Genomic DNA, 26,422 nt, shown 5'->3' with positions numbered 1-26,422 from the left:
CGACCTGTCCCTTCCTCTGAGATGCGCGTCTTCCATTCCGATCCCGCGCACGAACGCAGGGATGCGCTTCGATCTGCAGCGGATCATACGGAACAACGGTGCAGGAAAAAGAAGGGAAATCTGGAGAAAGTGTGGATTCGGACGGGCCACGTACACCTTACGGTACGCTTCGGGCGAAAATAGTGCCGAATAAATTCGCACTCGCCTTTATTGCTCCCTGCTGAACCCGTCATGAAAGTCAGCGTCACCTCCAAGCTCTTCCTCGCGATTCTTTCGGCCTGCGTGCTCGCCGCCGTGGCCATGGGCGTCGCGATCCGGACGAGTTTCGAATTCGGTTTCGTGGATTTTCTGCAGGAACAAAGTGCAAGCGAACTGGCGGCGCTCCAGCAGGAACTCGAAGCCTCATACGCCCAGCATGGCAATTGGGATTTCGCTCGTGAGACCGCGCCAGACCGGCCTCCATTCGACGGCGGGCCGCCGCCAGGCGCGCCGCCGGACGACGGCCGCCCGCCCGATGCGCCGGGCGGCTTCCACGGCAACGACGGCAACGGTGGCCCCTTCGGCCCCGGCGCTACCGGGCACTCGCGGCCGTTTCGCCCGCCTTACACGCTTTACGACGCGAACATGAAACTCGTCACGAGCGCGGGCCCGCCCCCGCCGCCCGACGCCGTGCGCCATCCGCTGCGCGTCGAGGGTCAAACGGTCGGCTGGATCGCGGTGGGGGGACCCACCTCGCTCATCAATCAGGCGGAGCAGCGCTTCAAGGACCGCCAGCTGCAGGCGACGTGGATCATCGTGGGCTTTACGGCGTTGCTCTCCGCCGCCATGTCGATCATCCTCGCGCGCACGCTGCTCACACCAATCAAGCGGATCGTCACGGCCACGCATCGCCTCGCGGGCGGCGACTACGCTACGCGCGTGCCGGCCAAAGGCAGCGATGAGTTGCAGATGCTCGCGAGCGATTTCAACCGGCTTGCGGCGTCGCTCGAAAAAGCCGAAAGCGACCGGCGCGACTTTATCGCCGACATTTCGCATGAGTTGCGTACGCCCCTCTCGGTGCTGCGCGGCGAACTCGAGGCGATCGAGGACGGCGTGCGCCGGCCCGACGCGGCGACCATCACTTCTCTGCAGTCCGAAGTAGCGATGCTCAGCCAGTTGATCGACGATCTCTATGAACTTTCGCTGGCCGACATCGGCCAGCTTTCGTTCGAAACAGTGCCGCTCGACCTCGTACCCATCGTGGAGGCCGCATGCGACGTATTTCGCGAGCGCCTCGCCGCCAAGGACATCACGCTGGAATTCGATCCCGACGACGCTCACGCCACGCTCTCGGGCGATCCTTATCGCCTCACGCAGCTGTGGAAAAACCTGCTGGAAAACGCGCTGCGCTACACCAACGCCGGCGGCCGCGTGAGGCTCTCGGTCACGTCGAACGACAACGACATCCATGTCGACGTTCAAGATTCGTTTCCGCCAGTTCCTGCTCCGCTACTGCCGCATCTGTTCGACCGGTTTTTCCGCGTCGATCCATCGCGCAGCCGTCAAAGCGGCGGCGCGGGTCTCGGGCTCGCATTGTGCAAGCACATCGTGGAGCAACACGGCGGCACGATCGAGGCATCGCGCTCGCCGCTCGGCGGGCTGCGGATCCTGGTCCAACTTCCTCGCCTGCACACGCATCATGATTGATCCGACCATGCGGCCGTCCATCCTCATCGTCGAAGACGAGCCGAAGCTCGCGGCCCTGCTCGCCGACTATCTCGCGAAAGAGGATTTCGCCACGACGATCCTGGCGGACGGCCGCGAGGTCGTGCCGTACGTGCGCGAACACCAACCGTCGATGGTGCTGCTCGACCTGATGCTGCCCGGGCGCAGCGGCCTCGACGTGTGCCGCGAACTGCGCACGTTCTCCGCCATTCCCGTGATGATCATCACGGCGCGCGTGGACGAAATCGACCGTTTGCTCGGGCTCGAACTGGGTGCCGACGACTACGTGTGCAAGCCGTTCAGTCCGCGTGAAGTCGTCGCGCGCGTCAAGGCGATCCTGCGCCGGGCCGAACTGCTTGCGCGGGCGCACCAGGAAGCGGAAGGCAGCGTGGCCTCGCCGTTTTCGATCGATGTCGCGCAACACGCCGCGCGCCTGGATGGTCGGGATCTGCACCTCACACCCATCGAATTTCGTTTGCTCGCGTTGCTGCATTCGGGCCCGGGCCGCATTTACGCGCGCGACTTTCTTCTGCGTGCGCTATACGACGATCACCGCGTCGTGGCCGACCGCACGATCGATTCGCACGTCAAGAACCTGCGGCGCAAACTCCAGTCGATCCGGCCCGAGCAGGACATGATCCGCTCGATTTACGGTGTGGGTTATCGCCTGGAGATCGCGCCTGCCGGCGAATGAATTCGACAGCCTGTACCCGAAACCTGGGCGGCATTCAGCGACGGCGCGCGCATCATGGATTACCTGAGCGTGCTGGTCGCGCGGCGCGTGCGCGAAAATCTTCGGAGTTCGCGCAGCGACGCACACTAGGCTCGTGAAGCCCCGAACGCTCTGAGTGGCAGGAGAGGCAAGCGCGCGCAATGCATGCGCGCACCTGGATTGCGTTTCCGATCAAGGTACGATCGGCTTGCCGCTCGCGTCCTTGACCTTCTCCTTCCACTGCGACTTGATTTCGCTGACGACCGACTCGGGCAGCGAGATGTAGTCGAGGCTATCGGCGGCGGACGAGCCGTTCTTGAAAGCCCAGTCGAAGAACTTGAGCGTTTCCTTGCCCTGCTCAGGCTTGTCCTGTGCCGTATGCAGCAGCACGAAGGTCGCGCCGACCACCGGCCACGCGTCCTTGCCCGGCTCGTTCGTGAGGATCTGGTAGAACGACTTCTTCCAGTCCGCGCCAGCGGCCGCTGCCTTGAACGTTTCGGTACTCGGCTGAACGACCGTGCCCGCTTCGTTCTTCATCGCGGCGTAGACCATGTGGTTCTGCTTGGCGTACGCCCATTCGACGTAGCCGATCGCGCCCGGCAGACGCTGCACGAAAGCGGCCACGCCGTCGTTGCCCTTGCCGCCCGTACCCGTCGGCCAGTTCACGGTCGTGCCTTCGCCGACCTTGCTCTTCCAGTCGGGGCTGACCTTCGAGAGGTAGTTCGTCCAGATGAAGCTGGTGCCCGAACCGTCGGCGCGGCGCACCACGGCGATGTCGAGATCAGGCAGCTTGACCTTCGGGTTCAGGGCGACGATGGCCGGGTCGTTCCACTTCTTGATCTTGCCGAGGTAGATGTCGCCGAGTACCGGGCCCGACAGGGTGATCTCGCCCGGCTTTACGCCCGGCACATTGATCGCCGGCACGACGCCCCCGACCACCGTCGGGAACTGGAACAGGCCGTCCTTCGCCAACTGGTCATCCTTCAGCGGAGCGTCCGAGCCCGCGAAGTCGACAGTCTTGGCCTGAATCTGCTTGATGCCGCCCGACGAGCCAATGCCCTGGTAATTCACCTTGCCGCCGCCCGACTTCTGATAGGCGTCCGCCCATTTCGTGTAGATCGGCGCAGCGAAGGTGCTGCCGGCGCCCGTGATATCCGCAGCCTGGGCGATGCCCGAGCCCAGCGCGAGAATGACAATCGCAAAGAGACTGACTCTCATCCCGTACTCCTTCAAATCGTTCTTGATGCGCTGGACGTTACGTTCGCAATGTGACGATTGGGTGACACTGGAATCGATCGCAAAAGAGAGCTTATGGATGCCGGCGTCACCATTCAGAAGACGTGTTAGCAAGGACTCACTGAGCAGGTTCGAAGGTGGCTCGCGGCAGAGTGGAATGTCGCAATAAACCGGATATACTGTTTATACCGTTTTCAGACCGGAGATCGACATGACTGTAGCGACCACACGCAAACCCACCAGAAAGGCGTTCCACTTCCCGAAGTCCGCGGCAACCGAGGCAGCCGCGGATGCCCAAAGCGAAACGGCAAAGCCCGCTGCGGCAGCGCCAGCGGAAGCGGCGGTTAAGTCCAGGCGCAAGAAGGCCGTGCCCAAAGCGCCTGCGAAGCCCGCTAACGGCGCCGCACAGGCACCGGCGCCTGCACCTGCAGCCGCACCCGCGGAGAAGGTCAAGGCCAAGCGCGTGAAGAAAGATAAGGTCGTGCGCGACAGCTTCACGATGCCCAAGACGGACTACCAGCGCATCGCGCTCCTCAAACGCAAGTGCCTGGAGGCCGGCGTTGCGGTGAGAAAGAGCGAACTATTGCGCGCCGGCCTTCAATTGCTCGAAGCGGCGCCGCAGAAGCGACTGCTGGCTGCGATCGAAGCACTTGAAACCGTCAAGACGGGGCGTCCGGCCAAAGGCGACGAAAACGCGTGATGGGCGCGAAGCGTTGAAGATGTTGGGCTTGGGATAGCTGCCTGAGGAAGGCAGATGCATCGGGATTGAACGCCGTGGGCGTTCAATCCGTCACCACGAGGGCCGTGGTGTTACTTCCTGCGCCGCTGGTTGATCAGCCGCACGATATCGTTCGTCGGGCCGCTGGTGAGCAGGCGCGGGATGTCGTCGAGGTGGACCCATCGACACCTGGCTATCTCGCTGCTCGGCCGTGCCTTGGCCTGCCTGGGTATTTCACAGGAGAACACGTGATGGTGTTTCTGCTTGCCGCGAATGTCGAACAGGTACCTGGCCGACTTGCCCAGGAGCCGCGTCTCCTCCTTGAGTTCTCGAAGCGCGGCCTGCGTAAGATGCTCACCGCGCTTCAACATGCCACCCGGTAGTGCCCACTTCGACTGACTGCGTGCTACCAGGAGAATTCGCTTACCTCTACGGCAGATCACGGTGGCCCGTTTCTTCAACTCGAACTCCCACTTCGTTCCCGGGAGGCGCTTCTCGATGCATCCGCACAGCAACGCCTGACGTAGGTAAGCATCGTAATACAGAAAATCAGAAGGTCAACCTGCTGGCGACGCAAAGGCTGTCAACTTGTCAGAATTTGCACACTTCATCAAATCGTCACGAAGATCAGGTTGCCAACCGGCCGTATGGTATGGTTTGGGGCAACCTGTTTTCGTCAGACTCGAGGCTCGAATGGATATGGACGGTGACTGGCCTTTACCACGGCCGCGCACTCGCTTCAGAATCGATCGGCGACGCTCCGATGCGTCACTCACCAGCAAGACCTCCATCGCCAGCACCTTCTCATCATTGGCCATGCCAGTGGTCATCGAAGCGGTGCAAAGGACGAAAGCCCTGTCTTCAGGCGTCGACCCCGAAGCATTTCATCAGCTTCGGGTGGCCTTCAGAAAGCTTCGTGCATTGTATTGGGCGTACTCGCCCTGGCTCGGCGAGGAAGCCACCGCGCAGGCCAGCGAAGAATTCAAGCGTCTGGCCGCCGTAGCGGGCGGAACGCGCGACTGGGACATCGCCGGCGACCTCCTGGAAACCGCGCAGAAGTCAGACGCATCCATCGAACTGCTGGTGACCGCCGCGCGCGAGAAACGCGCGCAAGCGGTGGCGCATAGCCAGGCCATGATCAAGAGCGAAGCCGTCGAAGCATTTCTGAACGACGCGGTGCTTCGCGCGCAAACCACGCTGCAGTCGCGTTGCAGTGATCTTCCAATCCGCGCGTTTGCCAGGCAACGGGTCCGTATGGCGCAGCGCACGCTTCGAAAACGCAGCAGACGCGCCGCGCGAAGCGAGGCTGGCCACGAGGAAAGTCTGCATGACGTGCGCAAGGCCGGCAAAAAGCTGCGCTATCTGCTCGAGTTTTTTCAACCCGTCATCAAAGGCGACCACGATCGCACCATCAAGGAACTGACCTCCGTGCAAAAGACGCTGGGGGAATTCAACGACATTGCCGCGAGCGAAACCTTGATCCGCAACACCACATTCGACGAGGTGCCTGCCGACGTCGTCGAGAAGTCGTTGCAGTGGCTGGAAGAAAGGAAGTGCCAGCGAATAGACGTTGCCTCGCGGAGGGTGAGAGCCATTTCCGGCTGAACCGGCTGCGCCGCCGTCACTGGCAGGTCACGACGCTAACGGGCAGGTTCTCACTCGCCGTGCCGAGCCGCTCGCGCGATGCGGTGGTGATGGTACCGCCCGGCGGTATGCATGCCGATTGCCCCATTCCCCCGCCGCCTTCCGTTTGCGGCGCGCCGTGGTTGAACGACTGCCACGTGATGATGACCGATGCACCGCAGTTGTTGATCAGGTCGGTGTAGTCGAGACCCAGTTTGGCATTTTTCCCGCGATATTCCCGGTCGATGCAGTCTGTCGAAAGCTCGCTCGGCTCGAAGCCGGGTGAGGCGGCCGACACCGCACGATCGTCGGCGGCGTGGGCCGTGCCATGCACCAGAAGGATCAGGAACAGGACGGTAAGCTGGCTGTTAGCCAGATTGCGGGAAGCGCTCATTTCTTCCACCTCGCTTTCGGGTGCCGATCACCGTCAGTTAGCTTCCCGCAGAGGCAGGCGTCAAGCGTCAGGCGCCTGCGTACGTGGGCAAACAAACAGTGTCGCCCCCGAGCCGCAAGTTTTTACTAAGGAATTCGAAATGACCGGGACGATGCCCGGGATCCTCACAAGGCTTGCACCTGCACTACGGGTCCGGGCGCACCGCCCACGCTTGGCGCGATCACGAGATATCGTCGGCGGTCGGACACGCCGGGCGTGCCAGGCGCGACGACTTGTCGAATCTGGCCCAGCGTGTTGACGATTGCGGAGCCGGCCGGGTTGGCCTTGAAGCTTGCGAGGACGTCGATTTTGCCACTGCCGTCGGCGTGGTCCGAAAGTCCGAGGAAATACGGCTGGCCCGCCTGCAATCCCGTCACCGCCGCCTGCAGCACCTGCAGCACTCCCTGGTCGAACAACGCTACCGAAGTCGGCGCAGCGCCATGGTCGGCTGCGGCGCCACCCACCGGGATCAGCATGACATGCGTGGCCTCCCCCGCCGCGCCGAGCGGCTGCGTGTTGGCCGTGCCGTCGCCATCCGGCACGGCTTCGGGTACATACGCCACGGCTTGCGGCGCCTGGCCGACCGCAACCGTAGCGATGACCTTGTTGGTCAGCGTGTCGATTGCCGTCATCGCATCGCCGTTTTCGAGGCCCACGTAGACACGCGTGCCGTCGCCGGACGGCCAGATGCCGTGCGGCAGGCTGCCGACCGCAATCGTCGCTACCTGCGAAAAGTCGTCGGTGCGGAACACCTTGATCTGGTTCAGGCCGCCCCCCGTCACGTACGCAAACATCCCGTGGGCGTTCTGCACGATGTTCACGTGATTGGTGATCGGCCCCGTGTCGAGCGTTTTCAGCAGCGCAAACGGCGGCCGGGCGTCGAATACCTGCGTCTTGCCCACATCCTTCAACGTGAACCAGACCTGCCGGCCATCCGGCGTCGCTGCGATGTTCGGGCAGAACGGGCTCGCCTGCGTGACGCGGGCCACGATCTTGTGATCGGCGACCGAAACGACGTCGGTTTCCGGATTGAAGGACGAACAGATATACCCGTACTTTCCATCGGGCGAGAAGATCTGCATGCCCGGCCCGGCCGGCACGACAATGCGCGTCTTTTCTTCGAAGGTCTTGCCGTCGAGCACATCGACATAGTTCTCGCCGCGCACGCTCACCCACACTTCGTTGCCGTCGGGCGTGAAAAACGCCTCGTGCGGGGAGCGGCCCACATAGGTCACGTGCTTGACCGCATTGGTTTGGGTATCGATAAAGGTCACCGAGTTCGAGCCGATCGACACAATGGCCAGTGTGCGGTGATCGGGCGAAAAGCCCATCCCATGCACGAGCAACTGACCGTGATAGAGCGGGCTGAAGTTGGCCGGGGTGGGCTCCCCGAGGCGGATGACACCGACCAGACGATTGGCCGCCGGATCGATGATCGACACGGTATTCGAAAACTGATCAGACGAATACACCCGGTCCCGATGGCTCACCGCAATATCGGCCGCCGCTAGCGAGCCGGGGACCTGCCCCGCCTCGGCGAGTGTCGTGGCGGCGAGCGCAGCGGCAGTCAGGGCCGCACCAAGCATGGCGTTGTATTTCATGACATTGTCTCCTGCGTCTTGATGCGAGCGGGTCAGTGGGACATCGGCGCCGGCGGCGTGTTCGGGTCATGCACCGCGAGACGCATGGCAACGATCTCCTGCTGTTGCTCGACCACGATCTCCTGGGCGATCCTGCGTAGCTGTTCGTTGTGTCCGTGCCGCAATTCCGCCATGGCCATGTCGATGGCACCCTGGTGATGGGGAATCATTGTTGCGACGAAATCTCGATCGGTATCGCCTGTCGGCCTGGCCGCCATCCCGGCCATCATCTTCGTCATGGCCGCATCGTTCTCTGAGAGAAACGAGGCTTCGTCATCGCTGCGAGACGATCCCGCGTCACTCGCCGACGCGGCGCATAGACCGGCCAGGGAAAGCGTGGCCGCAACGCTTGCCGTTGCCCGCAAAACGAGTCGAATTGCAGCGTTCATGACGTCCCCTCCGTTTTGGTCGAATCTCATTCGACATGAAGGCAAACAACGGACTGGCCGATTTACTCCATGCCGGGCGAAATCGATTTGCAGAGCGACGAGCCGCGAAACGTTGGCAAACGCTTCGCATCTCCCCTGTCTCGCGCGGGTCGTGTGGAATAACTTCGTCGATGACGTGTTCGTCCCGTGACATTCGCGTATGCGGGCGTACCATCATTGCACAACGCATGAAGGTCGCACGCGCGGGCCCGACCCATTCATTATTTGCCGGGCGCCGCATAGCAGATTAGCCGCGTCGCAGCAGTAAGGAGCGTTACATGGCCACGAGCATTGGGCTTCACGATCAAGGACGGCAACTGTTGCCGTTTCGCGAGTCGGTATTGGCGATGCTCGGCGTCGCTTCGGTTTCGATGCTGATCGCGCTCGACCAGACCATCGTCGGCACCGCATTGCCGCGCATCGTCGCGGAGCTCAAGGGCTTCGAACTCTATGCATGGGTCGCGACGGCCTACATGCTGGCGTCGGTCATCACGATTCCGATCTTCGGGCGTCTGGGCGATCTGTTCGGCCGCAAGCCCTTCATGCTGGCAGCCATCCTTCTCTTTACCCTCGCCTCGGTGCTCTGCGGGATCGCGACCAACATGCTGTTTCTCGTGCTCGCGCGCGGCCTGCAAGGCATCGGCGGCGGCATCATGATGGGGACGGTATTCGCGACCGTCGCCGACCTGTTTCCCGATCCGCGGCTACGCCTGCGCTGGCTGGTATTCGTCTCCTCCGCGTTTGGCCTGGCGAACGTGGTGGGGCCTACGCTCGGGGGCATGCTGACCCAGCACGGCAGCTGGCGCCTCGTGTTCTTCGTCAACGTGCCGGTGGGCGTGGCGGCGCTCTTCTTCGTGAATGCTTTCCTGCCGCATCTGCACCATGCCCGCGAAGGCGCGCGGCTGCGTCTCGACTGGCTCGGCGCTTGCGTCGTCGCCGTCACGTTCGGCGCGCTGCAGCTCGGCATCGAGCTTCTGCCGAGGCAAGGCTGGACGACTTCGACGATCGTGCTGGCCGCGATCGTGGTGGTCTGTTCGCTGACGCTTTTCTTCTGGGAAAAGCGCATGGGCTATCCGATCATCCCCGTTGACATGCTGCTCGACCGCAAACTCCGCCCGCTCTTTGCAATGTCGGTGCTCGGCGGATTTGCCTTGTTCTCGCTCGTTTTCTACGTGCCGCTGCTGTTCCAGGGCGGCTATGCGATGTCGCCGCGCGCCTCGGGCATGCTGATCACGCCGCTGCTGCTCGGCACAACGGTCGGCAGTTTCGTGAACAATCGCGTGGTCACGCGCATCCGGCGCGCCAATGCGATCCTTTACGTCGGCTTCGCGTTGGCGGCATTCGCGAGTCTGGCGGTGGTGGTGCTGCGAGGCAACGAGCCGCATCTCGTGTGGATGGCGTGCATGGGCGCGAGCGGCCTGGGGCTGGGCCTCGTGGGCACGAGCCTCACGGTCTGCTCGCAGCAGATCGTCTCGCGCGACCATCTCGGCGCCGCCACGGCGATGCTGCAATCGCTGCGCACATTCGGCGGCATGCTGGGCACGGCGATGACGGGCGCGTTGCTCGGCCACGTCTACACCATGGGCGTGAATCGCTCACTCGACTCGTATCAGGCGACGCAATGGTTCAGGTCGTTTGCGAGTCCCGAATTGCTCGTAGACCGCGCCGACCAGGCCGCGCTGATCAGCCGCCTCGTGAGCGCCGGGCATGCCGGCGACGCGATGATGAACTCCGCGCGCAGCGCGCTCGTGGATTCGATCCACATTGGCCTACTCGTCGCTGCCGTAGCCGCGCTGGCCGGCCTGTGTCTCGCGTGGTTCGTGCCGCCCGTGCGGGTCGGTTATCTCGAGGCGCAGCCGTAAATGGACGCCGCAAAATACTTCATACGCACTTCATTTCCATTGCCGTTTAACATCTGCGTAATAAATTGGTAATTAGGGAGTAATCGAGGGTAAGCATAATTCGCCGCCGTCAGTAGAAATAACCACACAGCATCAATCACGACGACGGAGCCCTCAGCATGCCCGCATCACGCCACCGAATTGCACTGCCGGTCTACCTGGCAGTGCTTACCAGCGTTGCCGCGCTGACCGCCTGTGGAGGCGGCAATAGCGATCCCGCCACCACCGCCGCGATTCCCGCGCCGCCAGCCGACCCCGGCTTCGTGGACAACGCACCGATTCCCGACGTACCGGCTTTTGTCGACAACATCGCGACCAACCAGCGCGGCGACGCGCGTTACGCCACGCTCGCGACGAATGCGGGCGTGCGCGTGGTGGCGCGCTTTCTCGATCTCTGGCAGCCGCTCACGCAGCTGGTGGACGCGGGCGTCTCCGCGCCCGCCAACGGCACATTCCCCGCGGTCGTGCAGTCGACGTGGACGGGCGTCCCCACCGACGGCACGCCCAACGGCACGATCCTCAACAGCACCGTGCTGAACGCGAACATCCAGTATGTCGTGACCGCGACGACCCAGCGCAGCCAGGCGCAGGCCGACGCGGCCTATTACGACGATCGCCGCGGCAAGGGCTACAGCGTGACCGACGGCATGGGGCCGCTCACCGCCGCCTGGCGCTCGGCTGCGCAGCAGACGACGAGCATCACGTCGATTCCCGCGGACGCGACCACGACGCTCTACAACGACTCGGGCAACAACACGGGCGTGGGCAGCACGAGCAACGCAACCTTCGGCAAGGTGGTCGACCTGCTCAACACGATGGGCAACAATGCTTCCACCGAGCCCGCCAAGCGCTTCTACAAATACGCGCGGCCGTTCCGATGGAGCACGAGCGTCGTGGTCGACCCCACGCTAGTGCCGGCCATCAGCACGACGCCGTCCACAGACGGCGGCTTCATCAGCGGCCACGAAGCCGAAGCCATGCGCGACGCGATGACCATGGCATACCTCGTGCCCGAGCGTTACCAGGAAATGGCGAGCCGCGGCCTCGAGCTCGGCGAAAACCGCATTCTCGCGGGCATGCATTCGCCGCTCGACGTGATCGGCGGCCGCATGTTCGCGCTGGCCGCCACTGCCGCGAATCTCTACGATCCCGCGAACGCCACGCTCAAGAGCGCGGCCTATGCGCAGGCGCACAGCGCGCTCGAACAGGCCACCGGCACGAGCGCCACGACCTTCCCCGCCTTCGCGCATTCGTCCACGACCGCGACCGACCGCTTTGCCGACTATGCGACCAACAAGTCGGAGTTCGCGCGCCGCATGACGTTCGGTTTCAGCCAGATCGAATCCACCGAAGCGCAGCCCGTCGTGCCCAAGGGCGCCGAGGTACTGCTCGAAACGCGCTTCCCGTACCTGAGCGCCGACCAGCGCCGCATCGTGCTGAAGACGACCGAAGTCGTCTCGGGCTATCCGGTCATGGACGACGCCGAGGGCTGGGGCCGTCTGAACATGTTTAGTGCTGCAGATGGTTATGGTGCGTTCAACGGCAATGTGATCGTGGCGATGGACGCGACCCAGGGCGGCTTCAACGCCGCCGACACCTGGCGCAACGACATCGCCGGCACGGGCAAGCTCACGCTGCAGGGCAGCGGCACGCTCACGCTTGCGGGCAATAACAGCTACACGGGCGGCTCACAGGTGAGCGGCGGCATGCTCGCTGCAGCGTCGACCACGGCCTTCGGCAACGGCGACGTGTACGTCGGGTCCGGCGGCGGCGTGACCGTGGCGACGAGCGCACCGTTGACGGTGGCGGGCAAGTACACGCAGCTCGACGGCACGACGCTCGAACTCGATATCGACGGCAACGGCGGCGGACGCCTGCGTGTGGGCGGCCAGCTCACGGTGGCGGGCGGCACGCTGCATGTGAAGTTCGTGAACGGCTATACGCCGAAAGCGGGCGACACGATCGACGTGATCGACGGCAACGGCGCATCGGTGAAATTCGCGACGGTCACGGTCGATGGCTTCAAGGCCACGCCGGTTTATTCTTCGACCGGCGTTTCGGTGAAGCTCTCGGCTTCGTGACGTAGCCACGCAGTATAAAGGCCCCGAATCGCAACGGTTCGGGGCCTTTTTTACGCATCAGAAGCGATGCCGGATGCCCGCGGCCACGAGCACCTGGTTGCGGCCGCCCGACGGGTCGCAGGTGTTGATCATCGCAAGCGCACCGGACGACGCGCGCTGATAGATCGCCTCGGTATAAACGTCCGTGCGTTTGGACAGTTGATAGCCGGCCTGCAGCGCGCCTTGATGCCAATGCGCGGAGGTCGCGCCCGTGTAGGCATACATGCCCGCCAGCGAGAACGCGGGCGTCACCTGCCATAGCGCATTCACTTCGTAATTGCTGAATGCGACCGAAGGCAAGGGCGCGCCGCCGTCGGCCTCGCTGACACGGGTATGAATGGAACGCGACCAGGCCGCGCCAAGCGTGACGTCGCCGAGCGCGTAGCTCATGCCCGCGCCGATGGTGTCTTCGCGCTGCACCGCGACCTCGGTCGGCACGAGGCCCGCACCCGGCAGCACCGATGTATCGTACGCACCCACCGAAGAGGCGCCGCGTCCGTTGATGTGCATCCACGCCACGCCTGCGCTGAACGGGCCGCCTTCGTAATGGACGCCGAAGCCGTAAGCGCGATTTTGCGCGAAGCGCCCCGCCTCGTTCGAAAACGCGTACATCGCGCCGGCGCTGAAACCACCGTACGTTGCGCTCGCGTACTTCACGGCGTTCGAGGCGAGCCACGAATTGTTGGCGTTGTCGTTGTCGAACGGATGCGCGAATGCCGTGCCGCCTGCGCCGCCCGTTAGTGTGAACGGGGCGAAGTAGTCGTGCATCGTGTCGTACTGGCGGCCCAGCGTAATCGTGCCGAGTCGTTCGGATTGCAGACCAACGTAGAACGGATGGTCGTTGAAGGCTTCGCCAGAGGTGGACGAGAAGCCGCGCTCGAGGCGAAAGATCGCGGCGTTGCCGCCGCCGAGGTCCTCAGTGCCCTGCAGGCCCCAGAAGCTGCCGTCGACAAGACCCGAGCCTGCACGATATTGGGTGCGGCCGCCAACGTCGCTGACATAGTCGACGCTCGCGTCCATCTCACCGTACAACGTGACCTGCTGCGCCGAGGCGCCAGCGCCGGTGAATGCCAATGCCGTCCCACCCAGGACGGCGAGAATGTTCTTGTTCATGAGTCTTCTTGTTTGTGTAGGTGGGATTGCGTGGACGAGCGCCGTCCGCCCCCGCTCGATGCGGCGAGGACGTAGCGAGGTCTGACTTCTGGCTCGATTGACCGCCGGTCACAGTGGCGCGACCGCGCCGGATTCTCACCGGCTTCCCTGCTGCGTTTCGCTTGTGCAGCGCCTACGCGCGAAAAACAGCCGCAAGGATAGCGTAAGTTGCGGAAGCAGCCAAACCGGGTGTTTTTGCCACACGACGCTCGTCAAAGGTTGACGCACCGATTGCGCGGCCCTTACCCTTGCGCCCTGATGGTTCCCGGCGACGGGATCAAAAGGGAACGCAGTGCAAGACTGCGGCTGCCCCCGCAACTGTAAGCGGCGAGTCCATGCCAGAGAAGGCCACTGGGAAACCGGGAAGGCCGGCTGCGGATGTCGACCCGCGAGCCAGGAGACCTGCCATCAACCGAGTCCAGCAGCCGCAGCGGGCGGGGATCCCCAATGCGCAAGCACCGCCCGCGTGGCGATCGCCCGTTGCACGGACAGCCCGTATTTCAGGAGCTGTTTCCAGCCACCGCATCATGAACTTTCGCCAATTCGTATTGACTTCCGCCGCGCTCGCCTGGGCGTGGCAAACCGCGCATGCCGCCGACGCCGCCAATGCCGCCAATGCCGCCAATGCATCGTCCGCCCAGGCGCCGCAACAAGCCGGCGGCGACACCACGCTGCCCAATATCCTCGTCGTGGGCGACGCGCAGCATCTGCCACAATCGTTCGATCAGCGCTATGCAACCACCCAGGTGCTTACGCGCGAAGACCTCGAGCGCGTGTCCCCCGTCGACCCCAGCATCGCGCAGGCGCTCGCCACGCTGCCGGGTGTCACCGTCTCGCAGACCGGCGGCCCGGGGTCGTACACGGGGGTGAGCATCCGCGGCTCGTCGGCCGACCAGGTGGCCGTGTTCATCGACGGAATACGCATAGGCTCCGTCACCACGGGCACGGCCGAATGGGCCGATCTTGCGACTGCCTCGTTCGACCGGGTCGAGGTGATCTCCGGTCCCGCCGCCGCCTCGTTCGGCGCGGATGCCGTGGGCGGCGTCGTCCAACTGTTCACGCGCCATGCGTCGAACCAGCCGAACCAGACCACCGTCTCGTTCGGCGGCGGATCGAACAAGACCTTCGACTCGCAGGTGCGCACCTCGGGCTCGATCGGCTCGACAGGGCCGCTTTCCGCACTGAGCGGCCTCACCTACTCGTTGGGCCTGCACGACTACAACACAGCGGGCATCGACGCGACGCAGCCCGGGGCCTACGGCCACGAAGACGGCCGCAATCCATACCACGCGCAGAACCTCGACGCGCGCCTTGGCTACGCGCACGACAACTGGTCGATCTCGACCTTCGCGCTCTACCACCGCTCCGATCTCTCCTACGACAACGCGGGAGGCAACGACCGGCAGCGCGACACGCAGCTCACGACCGGTCTCGCGTTCCACCTCGACATCACGCCGACCACGCAGCTCGACCAGTCGGTGGGCTACGCGACGGACCGTCAGTTCCTCTATTCGAACGACCCGACGATCCCGACCGACGAAATCGACTCGACGCGCTTTTCCACCTCCACCTCGATCACGCATCAGGAAAGAGGCCATACGCTCTTCGGCATGCCGCTCGACGGCGAGACCAAGCTCGCCTACGACTACACGCGCGAGCTGGCGTTCCTGCCCGTGGATGTGCCGGGCGGGCTGCCCGCGCGCAACGATTCGGCCGTGTCGATGCATCAGTCGTCCACGCTCGGACCCGTCACGCTGTTTCTGGCGGGGCGGCACGAAATCGTGCAGGGGCAATCGGTGAATACGGGCAACGTCGCGCTCTCGTGGGCCATCACGCCGGTCTACACGGCGCGCGTTTCGTACGGCAATGCGTTCCGCCTGCCGACGTTCAACGACCTCTACTATCCGGGCTACTCGAATCCCAACCTGCTGCCCGAGCGCAGCGACTCGGTCGAAGCCGCGCTCGATGCCACCACGTCCATCGGCACGTTCACGGCGGCCGTGTACGACACGCGCGTGCACGATCTCATCACGTACAACTCGCATACCTTCCTGCCCGTGAACGTGGGCCGCGCGCACATTCAGGGTCTCGACCTCTCGTACAAGGGCACGCTCGGCCAGTACACGCCGGTGAGCCTCACGGTGGGGATTCTGAATCCGCAGGACGTGACCGACCAGACCTGGCTCAATCGCCGCCCGCGCCAGACGGTGAGCCTGAGCGTGGATCACACGTGGGACGAGTTCCAGCTCCACGCGCTCAGCACCGGCGTTTCGCTGCTGTATAACGGCTCGACGTTCGACGACCAGCTCAACACGATCTACCTTCCCTCGTGGACGACGGTGAGCCTGCGCGCGTCGTACAAGGTCAATGCGCATCTCGCGCTATCGGCCACGCTGGCAAACGTGTTCAACCGGCAGTATGTGACCGCCTACGGGTACAACACGCTGGGGCGCACGGCGTTTGGCAAGGTGACCTATACGTTCTGAGCGTTCTGAGCGTTGCGCTCGAGCGGGTGCTCATAAGTTTCTTGCGCACCCGCTCGCCTAGCCCTCGCGCTTCGGACGCCGCACCGCGCGAATCTTCCCACTGTTCCCGCCGCCGCAGAAAAACTGCTCGCCGCCATCGGACTCCAGCCCCGAAACGGCGGTGCCGGGCGGCATGTCGAGCTGTTCCAGCAGTTCGCCCGTGCCCGGATCGATACGCCGCAAATCGCTCTTGTCGCCTTCCCAGGTGCCGTGCCACAGTTCACCGTCCACCCACGTCACGCCGGTGACGAAGCGGCTCGATTCGAGCGTACGCAGGATCGCGCCCGTCTGCGGATCGACCTGATGGATCTTGCGCTCGCGATACACCCCGACCCAGAGCGTCCCGTCCGCCCACGCGAGCCCCGAGTCGCCGCCGCCTCCGGGCGCGGGAATCGTCGCGAGCACGCGGCCCGTTTCGGGGTCGATCTTGTGGATGCGATCCTCGGCGATCTGAAACAGATGCCGGCCGTCGAAAGCCGTGCCCGCGTGCGCCGCGATGTCGATCGAGCGCTGCGTCTCGCCGCTCTGCGGATCGAGCGACGCGATGCGCTCGCCTACGGCGAACCACACCCGTTTGCCGTCGTACGTGACCCCGCCCACCTTCTCGATGCCGGGAAAAGGGCCGTACTCGCGGACGATTTCGGCAGTCGTTCGTTTCATGGTTTCCTCGTTGAATGAAGGGACAGGCGTTCATCCTAATCGCCTGGCAGCGGGGCGGGGAGTAACAAGGTCGTCGCGAATCCGGGGACGGGCGGCGTGGTCCAGCGGCGCGCGCGGCCGTAGCCGAACGACTGCACCTTGTCCGCCGCCGCGAGCGAATCGAGCGCGCGCTGCACGGTGCGCTGGCTCGCGCCGAGCGCGAGCGCCAGCGCCGAACTCGACCACGATTGCCCATCGGCGAGAAAAGCCAGCACGGCGGCGTGCTTTTCTTCCACGGGCCGCGCCAGTACCACCACTTCGCTCGCGTGGCGCGGCGCCAGCGCGAAGCCCTGCTGGGTCGCGCCGATCTCGGCCACGTCGCGCATCAGCGTGCGCAAGCGGCCGATTTCCACGCGCAGGCGGGCGCGGTGCGTTTCGTCGGCGTGCTTCGTGCGAAAGGCGCGGGCGATGAGCGCATCGCGCGGCACGTCGGCGGGCCACGCCTGCGCAAGCGCGCGGGCGAGCACGAACAGCACTGGCCGTCTTGCGAGTTCGATGACGGTTGGACCCTCGCGCGCGACGTAGCGGCACGCGTCCACGACGAGGGCCTTCGAGGCGAGCAGCGCCTCGACGTCTTCCAGCAGCAACACCCGCTCTTCACCGCGCGCGATGAGGCGCGCCGCCGGTGAGGTCAACAGCAGCGCTGCGCTCTCGATCTCGGCGCTCAGCGCCGCGATGCCCGCCTCACGCGCGGCGCGCGCGGCCGCGCGGAGCGCTTGCCGCGCCGCTTGCGTTTGAATGCGCCGCATGGCAATGCCGGCGGCGATCAGCTCATGCGCCGCGCGCAAAGCGGGCGGCAACGGCGCGGGATCGACTTCGGAAAGCATGCCCCCAGCCTCGTCGAGCCGGCCGATCAGCAGCAAACGGCGAATTTCCAGGTAGCGCGCGTGCGCGGCATTGAGGCGGTCGCCATGGGCTTCGAGCGTTTGCCGCGCCGCAGCGAGCGTATCGGTCGGCCAGCCGAGATCGCGCGAAGCGAGCGCGATTTCGGCCTCGGCGACGACGCAGCGCGCGCGAGCGACGGCCTCGCGCGCGCCGAAGCCGCGCGCCGCGCTGCGCAGCAGCGCTTTGGCGCGCGCGAAGTCGCCGAGCTGCGCCATGGCGATGCCGCGCAGCGAGCGCGGGCGCGTCGTCGCGCAACGCGACCCGGTTCAGCGCGCCGAGCGGATCACCGGCCGCGAGCGCGCGCGCGGCAGCCGTGATCAGCGAATCCATGGTCATGGGAATCCCGCCACACTTGTCACTCCCCCTCCTTCTCGGTCCGGACCTAATCTAACACGGCGATCAAATGAATCATCGATCGAACGACGCGGCAGTACCCCCAGCACGCCGCCACCGTAGTCAACCCATAGGAGGACCAGGCAATGGCAACCCATACCACAGGAACACGCGAAGACTGGCTCGCGGCGCGCATCGAACTGCTCGCGGCCGAAAAGGAGCACACACGGCGCGGTGACGCATTGGCGCAGCAGCGCCAGGCGCTGCCCTGGGTGCGCGTCGACAAGATGTATCGCTTCGAAACCGAAGAGGGCGGCGCCACGCTCGCCGATCTCTTCAAGGGGCGCTCGCAACTGCTCGTTTATCACTTCATGTTCGGGCCGGACTATGCGGCGGGCTGTCCGTCGTGTTCCTCGATTGCGGATGGTTTCGACGGCATCGCGGTACATCTCGCGAATCACGACGTGCGGCTCGTGGCGGTGTCGCGCGCGCCGCTCGCGAAGCTGCTCGCCTACCGCAAGCGCATGGGATGGCATTTTCCGTGGGCCTCGTCGAACGGCAACGACTTCAACTTCGATTTCAACGTGGCGTTCACCACGGCGCAGCAGCGCGCGGGCGACATCGAATACAACTATGCGCGCAGCGGCCACGCCATGGACATGAATCCGCCGCCCGCGCCCGTCGCCGAGTTCGCGGCGAGTTGCGGCACCGACGCGGCGACCTATACGCGCGACCGTCCGGGCCTGAGCGCATTCGTGCTCGAGGACGGCGTGGTCTATCACACGTACTCGACCTATGCCCGCGGTCTCGATGGCGTGTGGGGCATGTACCAGTGGCTCGACCGCGCGCCGAAGGGACGTAACGAGGCCGGCATCTGGTGGCACCGGCATGACGAGTACGCACAGAGCTGAGGCGCATCATGGATAACGTCGGCATGACGGTACGGCTGCGCGGCGGTATACCGCGCGCGGTTTTCTTCGGCGTTGCGTCGCTGGTCTTCGCGGCGAGCGCGGCGGCAACGTTCGTCCGGTGCGCTTCGATGCAGGCGATGGGCGGCACGCCGATGCCCGGCGGCTGGACGATGTCCACGCTCTGGACGCCCATGTGCGGACGCACCTGGTTCGACGCCGCCGTATCGTTTGCCGGCATGTGGAATGTGATGATGGTCGCGATGATGTTGCCTGCGGTCACGCCCGCTTTGTGGCGATATTTCGAGGCGCTGGGCGACGCACGCGCGGCGCGCGCGGGTGGGATGACGGTGATGGCTGGGGCGGGTTACTTCTTTGTGTGGCTCGTGGTTGGAGTGCTCGTGTTCGCGGCGGGGGCGCAACTTACCGCGCTAGCCGTCGATGCGCCTGCATTGGCGCACACCGCGCCAGCCGTGGCCGGTGTCGTCGTCGTGATGGCGGGCGTGTTGCAGTTCTCTGCGTGGAAAGCGCGGTGGCTTGCGTGCTGCGGGAACTTGCCGTCGTGCGGGCATGCGCGGCTCGACGTGCAGGCCGCGCTGCGGCACGGTTCGAGGCTCGGCCGGCATTGCCTGTACTGCTGCGGAAATTTGATGGCGGCGCTGCTTGCGGCAGGCGTGATGGATCGGCCTGCGATGGCGCTGGTCGCGGCGGCGATCGCAGCGGAGCGGTGGATGCCGGGCGGCACAAGAGTCGCACGCGGGATTGGCGCGGCTGCGATCGCGGCGGGCGTTGTGATGGTGGTGCGGGCGGTAGCTGCATAAAAAAATCGCCGTTCCGCACCCGCGAAACGGCGATAAAACGCTCCGACTCTAAGGTCGAACTCACGCCTCCAGACTCGCGCCTGCACACGAGTCTGATCGACGCTCCGGATTGTTGTTGGCAGTCCGGAGTAGCAGCAAGAGGCCGGCTGAATTCCACCTCTGTGCTGCCGGGCGAAGCGCGGCGCGACCAGGGGGACTCCCGGCCTCGCCGCACTCCGCGCCTCTTGTGGCGGCTTACATGCCGCCGAAAGACTTCTTGACCGTCAGCTTGTTGGTCACCGACGCCACGCCGGGAACGCCCTTCGCGATCTCCTCGACCCTGGCGATCTGCGCGGTGTCCGAAACGGTCCCGTTCAGCGTAATCGCGCCACCTCTGGCCCCGACGCTGATGTTGCCCGCGTTGATCGACTTGTCCTTCCCGATGGCCGCATACACCTTGCGGCGCATGGCACGATTCGCCTGCCTGTCCGTGGGAACTGCCGCGCCAGGAGCAGCCGTTGTCGACGCCGCCTGCGCCCCCGCAGCCGCGCTCGCGTCACCCTGCGCCCACGCACTCATGGAAGCCGCCGCGACGAGCGTCGCGATCGCCAATCCGGCTACCGTAGTTCTCTTCATGAATTGCTCCGTTCTTTCTTGAGTTTATGAGGATCAGAACGCGTGACGAATACCCACCATCGCCGCCGTCGTCGACTGGCCCGGCGCGACCGGCGCTCCGTAGATGATCGTCTGGTTCATGGTCCCCTTGTTGCTGACGTAGCCGACCTGGGCGTAGGCCCTGGTTGCCTTCGAGAGGTTGTATTCGGCGCCCACGGCGACTTCGCTCGAATGATTCGCCGAGTTGTTGCGGTCCTTCAAATAGTAGTAGCCCGAAGTGACCTTGAAGACCGGGCTGAACTGGTAACCCAGGCCAGCCGAGATCATTTCGAAGTTGTAGGTCGCTTTGGTGAACAGGCTGGACGAATTGGACGAACTGAACGAGCCGGATATCGAGAATCCGCTGATCGTGTACATCGCGCCGACATAATAGAAATTGTTGTTGTTGCGGCCCGTCGCCGGCGCGGCCGGCGTCGTCGGATAGGTGCCCGCGTACGGGTTGGTGTCGTGCCCGCTGTAGTAAACGCCAGCCAGGTTCAGGCCGTAGTTCGAGTACTTGAGCACGGCCGACTCGCGCGTGCCGCCCTGGAACTGCCCCGGCACACCACCCGGCGCGTATTCCAGCGCGAGCGATGCGCCATAGAACTTTGGCGAGTTATAGACGATCGCGTTGCTGTCATAGAGCGCGCCGATCGGCGCATTCGTGCTCGTGCCCGGCCAGCCGGCGGCCTGATTGAGGCCCAGCCACGCGGTGAGAATACTGCCGAAGTACTGCGCGCCGCGTACGTCCGTGTCCGCCATCGCGTAGATCATCGGGATGATCTGCCGGCCTGCGTCGATCGAACCGAACCAACCCGATCCGCCGATGGTCGTGATCTGGTTGAACAGCGCCGTCACGCCCGGCGTGTCGGACAGGCCCGGCTTGCCGTTGTTCGACGTGAACGACCCTTGAAGCTTGAAGTTGATCTTGTATCCGCCGCCGATGTCCTCGGTCCCCTTCAAACCCCAGATACTCGAAAAGATGCCGCCGTCCTTGAGTTGCCAGACGCTCCCCAGATTCTTCGCAGTCCCCGAAAAGTTTGCGGCCGAAGTGCTCTGGTACAGCACACCGGTGTCGACCACGCCATAAAGCGTGACCGACGATTGCGCATGCGCCGCGCTGGCGAACAGGACCAGCGCTGCCACGCTGCCGAACTTCACTTTCATTGCCTCTCTCCGTGTGTGTGGCTGCCGGGTGGTCCCGGCGCCTTTTGTTGTTGCCTGGGGGGGATTACATGACGTCCTTGCGGCGATCCATGATCTGCATGAAGCCGCTGCTCCATCATCAGACCCTGCATGGTTTGCTATCCTAAGTGACTTCGGTACGTATGCGGTTCTTGAGTGCGATGGCGCGCGGCTATGCCTGGCTCGGAGCCGGCGTTTCCATGACACTCACCAGCAGCTTTCCTTGCGCAGTCCGCACAGGAAATGTCGTGACCTTCAGCCCGCCCGCGCCCGGCATACAGCCGCTGCGCACGTCGAAGCGCAGTCCATGCGCGGGGCAGCGCACCATGCATCCTTCGAGTGGGCCGCTCGCGAGCGAGGCGCCGTTGTGGGGGCACGAATTGTCGATCGCGTGCAGCTGTCCTTCGATGTTGAACAAAACGATGCTGCGGCCGTCGACGAAAACCAGCTTGCGCTCGCCCGGCGCAAGTTCGTCGGCCCTACCGACCGATACTTCACGTGTCATTCCCGTTCCCCTCGACTTCCTTCAGCTTGCCTCAGTGCGCGACCGCCAGCGCCATCGTGCCGGCCATCGCGACCGGCGAGTACACGCCCGAGAGCGAATACCCCGTGTTGAACACGAAATACGGCACGCCGTTCACCTGTGGATCGGCGTACGGCGCGCGCTGACCGGTCGGGTCCGCGAGGCGCTTCGATGCGGCAATGTGAGCCGCCAGCCGCTCACGCTCGAGGCCGCATTCGAGCCCCAGACGCTCGAGCACCGCGTAATCGCCGATGTTCTGGCCTTCCATGAAGTACGCCTCGAGCACTCGGTCGATCAGCACCGCGCTCTGTTCGCGCATGCCGCGACTCGCGGCAAACGTGACGAGGTCGTGCGCGGCCGCGGTGTTCGGCAGCACTTCGATGCGATCGAATGCGAACTCGACACCCGCGTCGCGCCCCGCGCGCTGCACCTGCGCGCGCCTCGCGGCCACCGCTTCGTCGCTGCCCAGGCGGTCGCGATAGAACATCTGATACGGCATGCCTTCGAGCGGCGTCCACGGCAGCAATTGGTGTGAGCGCCACTGCACACGCACACGCACGTCGGGCCGCGAATTTGCGAAACGCGCAAGCGCTTCGTCCAGATTGCGCTTGCCGATCAGGCACCACGGGCAGATGAAGTCGAAGAAGGCTTCGATCGTCAGCACGGGCGGCTCGCCCGCGTCGCGACTCGCCTGCGCCGCCCACTTTTGATCAGACAAGTTCATGAATCAACATCTCCGCCATGGGCCATTCGCCGAAACCCGCTGCGGGATTCAGATGACCGACTTCGCCCAGGTCGACGAGGCTGCTGCCCCAGTCCTTCGCCATGGCCTCCACGCGCTCGAAGCGCGCGAGCGGATCGTTGCGGCTCGCGCCCACGATGCTCGGAAACGGCAGCGGCTTGCGCGGAATCGGGTTCCAGCCGTGCTCGGCCAGTGCTTCGAATGGCGGGTAACCCGGCGGCAGCGGCGTTTCGAGGTCGGCCGGCGCGGCCAGCAGCGCGCCGTGAATCTTGCGGCCGTGCTGCTGCGCCCAATGCACCGTGATCATCACGCCCGCGCTATGCGCCACGAGAATGACGGGACCGTCGATCTTCGCGAGCGCCGCGTCGAGCGCCGCCACGCGCGCTGCACGGCTGAGCTTGTCGTGCTCGAGCGGCGGCACCGAGACCGCGTTGGGCAGCTTTTGCTGCAGCAGCGTTTGCCAGTGCTCCGCCACGTGGTCGCGCAACCCCGGGACCATCAGCATGGTCGGTGTGGTCTTCAGCGTCATTCGTCCAGGTCTCCTGCGCGCTTCAGTACGGCTTATCGCCAATAATGCCGGCGCGTTCCATCTTGCGGTGGCACGGCGGGTAGTCCATCACCGCATAGTGCTGGGTGCTGCGGTTGTCCCAGATCGCGATGCTGTTCGGCTTCCAGCGCCAGCGTACCTGGTACTCCGGAATGTAGGCCTGGCTCACGAGATAGCGCAGCAGGTCGCCCGCGCCCGGATTGGCGTCCTGCCCGAAACGCACGCGCTCGGGCGTGTGATAGTTCGTGAAGTGCGTCGTGAATGCGCTCACGAACAGCACCTTCTCGCCGGTCTCCGGATGCGTGCGCACCACCGGGTGCTCCGCATCGGGAAACTGCGCCTTCAGCGCATGGCGTTTCTCGATCGGCATGGCCGCGCCGAAGCTCGCCTCGATGCTGTGGCGCGCGTACAGCCCGGCGATCTGCGCCTTCACGTGTTCCGGCAGCTTATCGTAGGCGAGCGCCATGTTCGCCCACATCGTGTCGCCGCCCACGGGCGGGCACTCCACGCAGCGCAGCACCGCGCCGAACTGCGGCGCCTCGCGCCACGTGGCGTCCGCGTGCCACGCGTTTTCGTAGCGGTCGTTCGGCTGCTCCGGATTCTTGTAGATGCGCACGAGGCCGGGATGCTCAGGGTCGCTGCCCGCCACCGGATGATCCTCCAGCTCGCCGAAGCGGCGCGCAAATGCCACGTGTTCGGTGCGCGTGATGTTCTGGTCGCGCAGGAACAGCACGCGGTGCTTGAGCAGCGCCGCGCGAATCTCGGCAAAGAGCGCGTCGTCGTGAACGGCATCGGCGAGATTCACGCCGGTCAGTTCCGCGCCGATGGCATAGGTCAATTGTTCGACTTGCATGCTGCGCTCCTCAGATGACGAAGACCGACGACCCCGTCGTCTTGCGTGCTTCGAGGTCGCGATGCGCCTGCACCGCGTCTTCCAGCGCGTAACGCTGGTTCAGTTCGATCTTGATGCGGCCCGCAGCGACGTGCCCGAACAGCTCGCCGGCCAGCTCGTTCTTCTCCGCGGGGTCCGCAATATAGTCCGCCAGCGCCGGGCGCGTGAGATAGAGCGAGCCCTTCATCGCGAGGATCTGCGGATTGAACGGCGGAATCGGACCGGAAGCCGTGCCGACGCAGACCATCAGGCCGCGGCGCTTGAGCGAGTCGAGCGACGCCTCGAAGGTATCCTTGCCCACGCTGTCGAACACCACGTTCACGCCCGCGCCGTTCGTCAGTTCGCGCACGCGCTTCGCGACATCCTCGCGGCCGTAGTACACGATGTGGTCGCAGCCATGCGCGCGCGCCACTTCGCCCTTCGCCTCGTTCGACACCGTGCCGATCACCGTGAGGCCCAGCAGCTTCGCCCACTGCGAGACGATCAGACCGACACCGCCCGCAGCGGCATGCAGCAGGATCGTGTCGCCGGCCTTGAAGTCGTGAATGCGGCGCATGAGGTACGACGAGGTGAGGCCTCGCATGGTCATGCCGGCCGCCGTTTCGCATGCGATCGCGTCGGGCAGCTTGATGAGCGGGGCCGCCGGAATCAGGCGTTCGGTGCTGTACGCGCCGAGCGTGTTGATGAAGCCGGTGTAGGTCACGCGCTCGCCCACCGCCACGTTGCTCACTTCGGGGCCCACGGCCTCGACCACACCCGCGGCTTCCACGCCCATGCCGGCAGGCAGCGGAACGGGGTACAGGCCCGAGCGGAAGTAGGTATCCGCGAAATTCAGGCCGACTGCCTCATGGCGCAGGCGGACCTGTCCGGGGCCGGGATCGCCCACTTCGACGCTCTCGTAGCGCAAGACTTCGGGACCGCCGGTTTCGTGGAAGCGCACTGCTTTCGCCATGTTCAATCTCCTATCCTTTACTCGAACGCATTGACTCGAACTCAGTCAAGCCGACAAGAACTACTTGTACAATTTCATCGTTGTGCGTGACCACCGGCTTCTTCGCGCAGGGCATTCACACGATCCAGATCGACGGTGTAGTTGCGCTTGCCGATCAGGAAAACCACTGCCGCCACGAGCGGCGCAAACGGTACGAGTTGCAGCGCGCCAAGCAGGCCGATATGGTCGGCGGCAATACCCGTGAGCACCGCGGCGGGCGCGAGGCCGAGCAGGTTGTTCGCCAGCGTTAGCGTGGCGAACGCCGAGGCATGGATCGAGGGCGGCGTGAGGTTCGCCACCATCGCGCCCGAGGGGCCCGCTGCGCCTGCACAGAAGAACATGGCCGCGCCGATCAGAACCAGTTGCGCGGGGCCGGCCGGCATGCGCAAGCCGACCGCGAGCAGCGTGAAACAGATCAGGCAGTACGCAATCGCGATGCTCCATTTGCGCGCGCCGTTATCCTTGCTGAAGCGGTCCGCGAGATTGCCGCACACCACCATGCCAACGCCCGTCACGAGCACGAACACTGCGGCGGTCCCGGCCGCTTTGCCGGTGGCCATGCCGTAGTAGCGGTTCAGGAAGCTCGGCAGCCAGCTCCACACGGCCGCCGGCACGAGCAGATGCACGCCGCTGCCCACATACGCGCACACCACGGAGCGCGTGGAAAACAGGCCCTTGAGCAGCGCGCGCAGGCTCATGCGCATCCCGAGGCCATTCACCTCGCGGCTCACGCTCGCCGGCTGCAGCGAGGCAATGCGCTTCTCCGTGACGACGATGCGATAGATCACGACCAGCACGATCCCCATGGCTGCCATCGCGCCAAACGCCGCGCGCCAGCCATGCTGCGCAGCCACCGCACCGCCCAGCGCCATGCCCAGCACCGAGCCGAAGGCGCCACCCGCCATGAATGCGCCCGTAATCGTGGAACGCAGGCGCACCGGAAAAATACTGAGGACAACGGCAATCCCCACGCTGCCATAAGCCGCTTCGCCGATGCCGACGAAGGCGCGTGCAAGCAGCATTTCGCCGTAGTTCGTCGAGAGCGCGCAACCAAGCGTCGCGAGACTCCAC

At 64.7% G+C, this 26,422-nt stretch carries 24 protein-coding genes, 2 pseudogenes and 2 riboswitches; of the genes and pseudogenes, 10 read left to right on the top strand and 16 right to left on the bottom strand.

The window, feature by feature from the left end; translation table 11 throughout:
* Positions 1-231: 231 nt before the first annotated feature.
* Genes AB4Y43_RS34815 through AB4Y43_RS34805 form a run of 3 tightly spaced genes read left to right on the top strand, consistent with a single transcriptional unit; the run spans position 232 to position 2,527 of the window.
* Positions 232-1,686, top strand: coding sequence for an ATP-binding protein (locus AB4Y43_RS34815; RefSeq protein ID WP_368618274.1), 1,455 nt, complete (start codon positions 232-234; stop codon positions 1,684-1,686).
* Entirely contained in the window at positions 1,679-2,398 is a 720-nt protein-coding gene (locus AB4Y43_RS34810; RefSeq protein WP_368618275.1) for a response regulator, read from the top strand. Before AB4Y43_RS34815 ends, AB4Y43_RS34810 begins: the two co-directional genes overlap by 8 nt.
* Positions 2,399-2,527 (top strand): DUF3562 domain-containing protein, encoded by a 129-nt coding sequence (locus AB4Y43_RS34805; protein WP_368618361.1) that lies wholly within the window; start codon positions 2,399-2,401, stop codon positions 2,525-2,527. It begins immediately after the preceding gene.
* Positions 2,528-2,608: 81 nt separating this feature from the next.
* Here AB4Y43_RS34805 and pstS read toward each other — a convergent pair whose 3' ends face one another.
* Entirely contained in the window at positions 2,609-3,634 is a 1,026-nt protein-coding gene (gene pstS, locus AB4Y43_RS34800) for a phosphate ABC transporter substrate-binding protein PstS (protein ID WP_368618276.1), read from the bottom strand.
* 229 nt (positions 3,635-3,863) lie between these two features.
* On the opposite strand from pstS, the gene AB4Y43_RS34795 reads away from it, so the two are divergent.
* Entirely contained in the window at positions 3,864-4,352 is a 489-nt protein-coding gene (locus tag AB4Y43_RS34795; protein WP_069263151.1) for a hypothetical protein, read from the top strand.
* Between the two features lie 110 nt (positions 4,353-4,462).
* Here AB4Y43_RS34795 and AB4Y43_RS34790 read toward each other — a convergent pair whose 3' ends face one another.
* Positions 4,463-4,831 carry an NUDIX hydrolase gene (locus AB4Y43_RS34790; RefSeq protein ID WP_069263547.1) on the bottom strand — a complete coding sequence of 123 codons (369 nt, stop codon included), beginning with the start codon at positions 4,829-4,831 and terminating at the stop codon, positions 4,463-4,465.
* Between the two features lie 232 nt (positions 4,832-5,063).
* Here AB4Y43_RS34790 and AB4Y43_RS34785 point away from each other — a divergent pair, with 232 nt between their 5' ends.
* On the top strand, positions 5,064-5,975 hold the full coding sequence (locus AB4Y43_RS34785; RefSeq protein WP_069263150.1) for a CHAD domain-containing protein: 912 nt from the start codon (positions 5,064-5,066) through the stop codon (positions 5,973-5,975).
* Positions 5,976-5,991: 16 nt separating this feature from the next.
* On the opposite strand, the gene AB4Y43_RS34780 is transcribed toward AB4Y43_RS34785, so the two are convergent.
* From AB4Y43_RS34780 to AB4Y43_RS34770, 3 genes and pseudogenes are all read right to left on the bottom strand, one after another.
* A complete protein-coding gene (locus tag AB4Y43_RS34780; protein ID WP_368683134.1) occupies positions 5,992-6,387 on the bottom strand; it encodes a hypothetical protein in 396 nt (131 codons plus the stop codon).
* Between the two features lie 164 nt (positions 6,388-6,551).
* Positions 6,552-8,027: a YncE family protein gene (locus AB4Y43_RS34775; protein WP_368729847.1), complete on the bottom strand. Its 1,476-nt coding sequence runs from the start codon at positions 8,025-8,027 to the stop codon at positions 6,552-6,554.
* A 71-nt stretch (positions 8,028-8,098) separates the two neighbouring features.
* Positions 8,099-8,455: pseudogene (locus AB4Y43_RS34770) on the bottom strand (DUF305 domain-containing protein); the annotation flags it as partial.
* 317 nt (positions 8,456-8,772) lie between these two features.
* On the opposite strand from AB4Y43_RS34770, the gene AB4Y43_RS34765 reads away from it, so the two are divergent.
* Positions 8,773-10,356, top strand: coding sequence for an MFS transporter (locus AB4Y43_RS34765; RefSeq protein WP_368729846.1), 1,584 nt, complete (start codon positions 8,773-8,775; stop codon positions 10,354-10,356).
* A gap of 158 nt (positions 10,357-10,514) precedes the next feature.
* Positions 10,515-12,476, top strand: a complete 1,962-nt coding sequence (locus AB4Y43_RS34760) for a phosphatase PAP2 family protein (protein WP_368729845.1) — start codon at positions 10,515-10,517, stop codon at positions 12,474-12,476.
* Between the two features lie 57 nt (positions 12,477-12,533).
* Here the strand turns inward: AB4Y43_RS34760 and AB4Y43_RS34755 are convergent, their stop codons facing one another.
* Positions 12,534-13,628, bottom strand: a complete 1,095-nt coding sequence (locus AB4Y43_RS34755; protein WP_368729844.1) for a porin — start codon at positions 13,626-13,628, stop codon at positions 12,534-12,536.
* A 56-nt stretch (positions 13,629-13,684) separates the two neighbouring features.
* A riboswitch (cobalamin riboswitch) is annotated at positions 13,685-13,819 on the bottom strand.
* Positions 13,820-13,909: 90 nt separating this feature from the next.
* A riboswitch (cobalamin riboswitch) is annotated at positions 13,910-14,092 on the top strand.
* A gap of 102 nt (positions 14,093-14,194) precedes the next feature.
* Here AB4Y43_RS34755 and AB4Y43_RS34750 point away from each other — a divergent pair.
* Positions 14,195-16,153 (top strand): TonB-dependent receptor, encoded by a 1,959-nt coding sequence (locus AB4Y43_RS34750; RefSeq protein WP_368729843.1) that lies wholly within the window; start codon positions 14,195-14,197, stop codon positions 16,151-16,153.
* A 57-nt stretch (positions 16,154-16,210) separates the two neighbouring features.
* On the opposite strand, the gene AB4Y43_RS34745 is transcribed toward AB4Y43_RS34750, so the two are convergent.
* Both AB4Y43_RS34745 and AB4Y43_RS34740 read right to left on the bottom strand, forming a co-directional pair.
* Positions 16,211-16,852, bottom strand: a complete 642-nt coding sequence (locus AB4Y43_RS34745) for a glutamine cyclotransferase (protein WP_368729842.1) — start codon at positions 16,850-16,852, stop codon at positions 16,211-16,213.
* Positions 16,853-16,887: 35 nt separating this feature from the next.
* Positions 16,888-18,106: pseudogene (locus tag AB4Y43_RS34740) on the bottom strand (helix-turn-helix domain-containing protein).
* Between the two features lie 149 nt (positions 18,107-18,255).
* On the opposite strand from AB4Y43_RS34740, the gene AB4Y43_RS34735 reads away from it, so the two are divergent.
* On the top strand, positions 18,256-19,020 hold the full coding sequence (locus AB4Y43_RS34735) for a DUF899 domain-containing protein (protein WP_368729841.1): 765 nt from the start codon (positions 18,256-18,258) through the stop codon (positions 19,018-19,020).
* Positions 19,021-19,028: 8 nt separating this feature from the next.
* Positions 19,029-19,838 carry a DUF2182 domain-containing protein gene (locus AB4Y43_RS34730; RefSeq protein ID WP_368729840.1) on the top strand — a complete coding sequence of 270 codons (810 nt, stop codon included), beginning with the start codon at positions 19,029-19,031 and terminating at the stop codon, positions 19,836-19,838.
* A gap of 234 nt (positions 19,839-20,072) precedes the next feature.
* Here the strand turns inward: AB4Y43_RS34730 and AB4Y43_RS34725 are convergent, their stop codons facing one another.
* From AB4Y43_RS34725 to AB4Y43_RS34690, 8 genes are all read right to left on the bottom strand, one after another.
* A complete protein-coding gene (locus AB4Y43_RS34725; protein WP_069263139.1) occupies positions 20,073-20,453 on the bottom strand; it encodes a BON domain-containing protein in 381 nt (126 codons plus the stop codon).
* A gap of 33 nt (positions 20,454-20,486) precedes the next feature.
* Positions 20,487-21,638, bottom strand: coding sequence for a porin (locus AB4Y43_RS34720; RefSeq protein WP_368729839.1), 1,152 nt, complete (start codon positions 21,636-21,638; stop codon positions 20,487-20,489).
* A gap of 190 nt (positions 21,639-21,828) precedes the next feature.
* Positions 21,829-22,161 carry a Rieske (2Fe-2S) protein gene (locus AB4Y43_RS34715; RefSeq protein WP_368729838.1) on the bottom strand — a complete coding sequence of 111 codons (333 nt, stop codon included), beginning with the start codon at positions 22,159-22,161 and terminating at the stop codon, positions 21,829-21,831.
* Between the two features lie 31 nt (positions 22,162-22,192).
* Entirely contained in the window at positions 22,193-22,903 is a 711-nt protein-coding gene (locus AB4Y43_RS34710) for a DsbA family oxidoreductase (protein WP_368729837.1), read from the bottom strand.
* On the bottom strand, positions 22,890-23,450 hold the full coding sequence (locus AB4Y43_RS34705) for an alpha/beta hydrolase (RefSeq protein WP_342948618.1): 561 nt from the start codon (positions 23,448-23,450) through the stop codon (positions 22,890-22,892). The genes AB4Y43_RS34710 and AB4Y43_RS34705 overlap by 14 nt, the downstream gene beginning before the upstream one ends.
* A gap of 22 nt (positions 23,451-23,472) precedes the next feature.
* Positions 23,473-24,321, bottom strand: coding sequence for a TauD/TfdA dioxygenase family protein (locus AB4Y43_RS34700; RefSeq protein WP_368618292.1), 849 nt, complete (start codon positions 24,319-24,321; stop codon positions 23,473-23,475).
* A 10-nt stretch (positions 24,322-24,331) separates the two neighbouring features.
* Positions 24,332-25,312: a quinone oxidoreductase gene (locus AB4Y43_RS34695; RefSeq protein ID WP_069263134.1), complete on the bottom strand. Its 981-nt coding sequence runs from the start codon at positions 25,310-25,312 to the stop codon at positions 24,332-24,334.
* A gap of 74 nt (positions 25,313-25,386) precedes the next feature.
* A partial coding sequence (locus AB4Y43_RS34690) for an MFS transporter (protein WP_368729836.1) occupies positions 25,387-26,422 on the bottom strand: 1,036 nt, incomplete at its 5' end.

This window comes from Paraburkholderia sp. BR10872 (genome assembly GCF_040965835.1).
GTDB classification, from domain to species: Bacteria; Pseudomonadota; Gammaproteobacteria; order Burkholderiales; family Burkholderiaceae; genus Paraburkholderia; species Paraburkholderia nodosa_A.
This window is presented reverse-complemented; position numbering and strand designations above follow the sequence as displayed.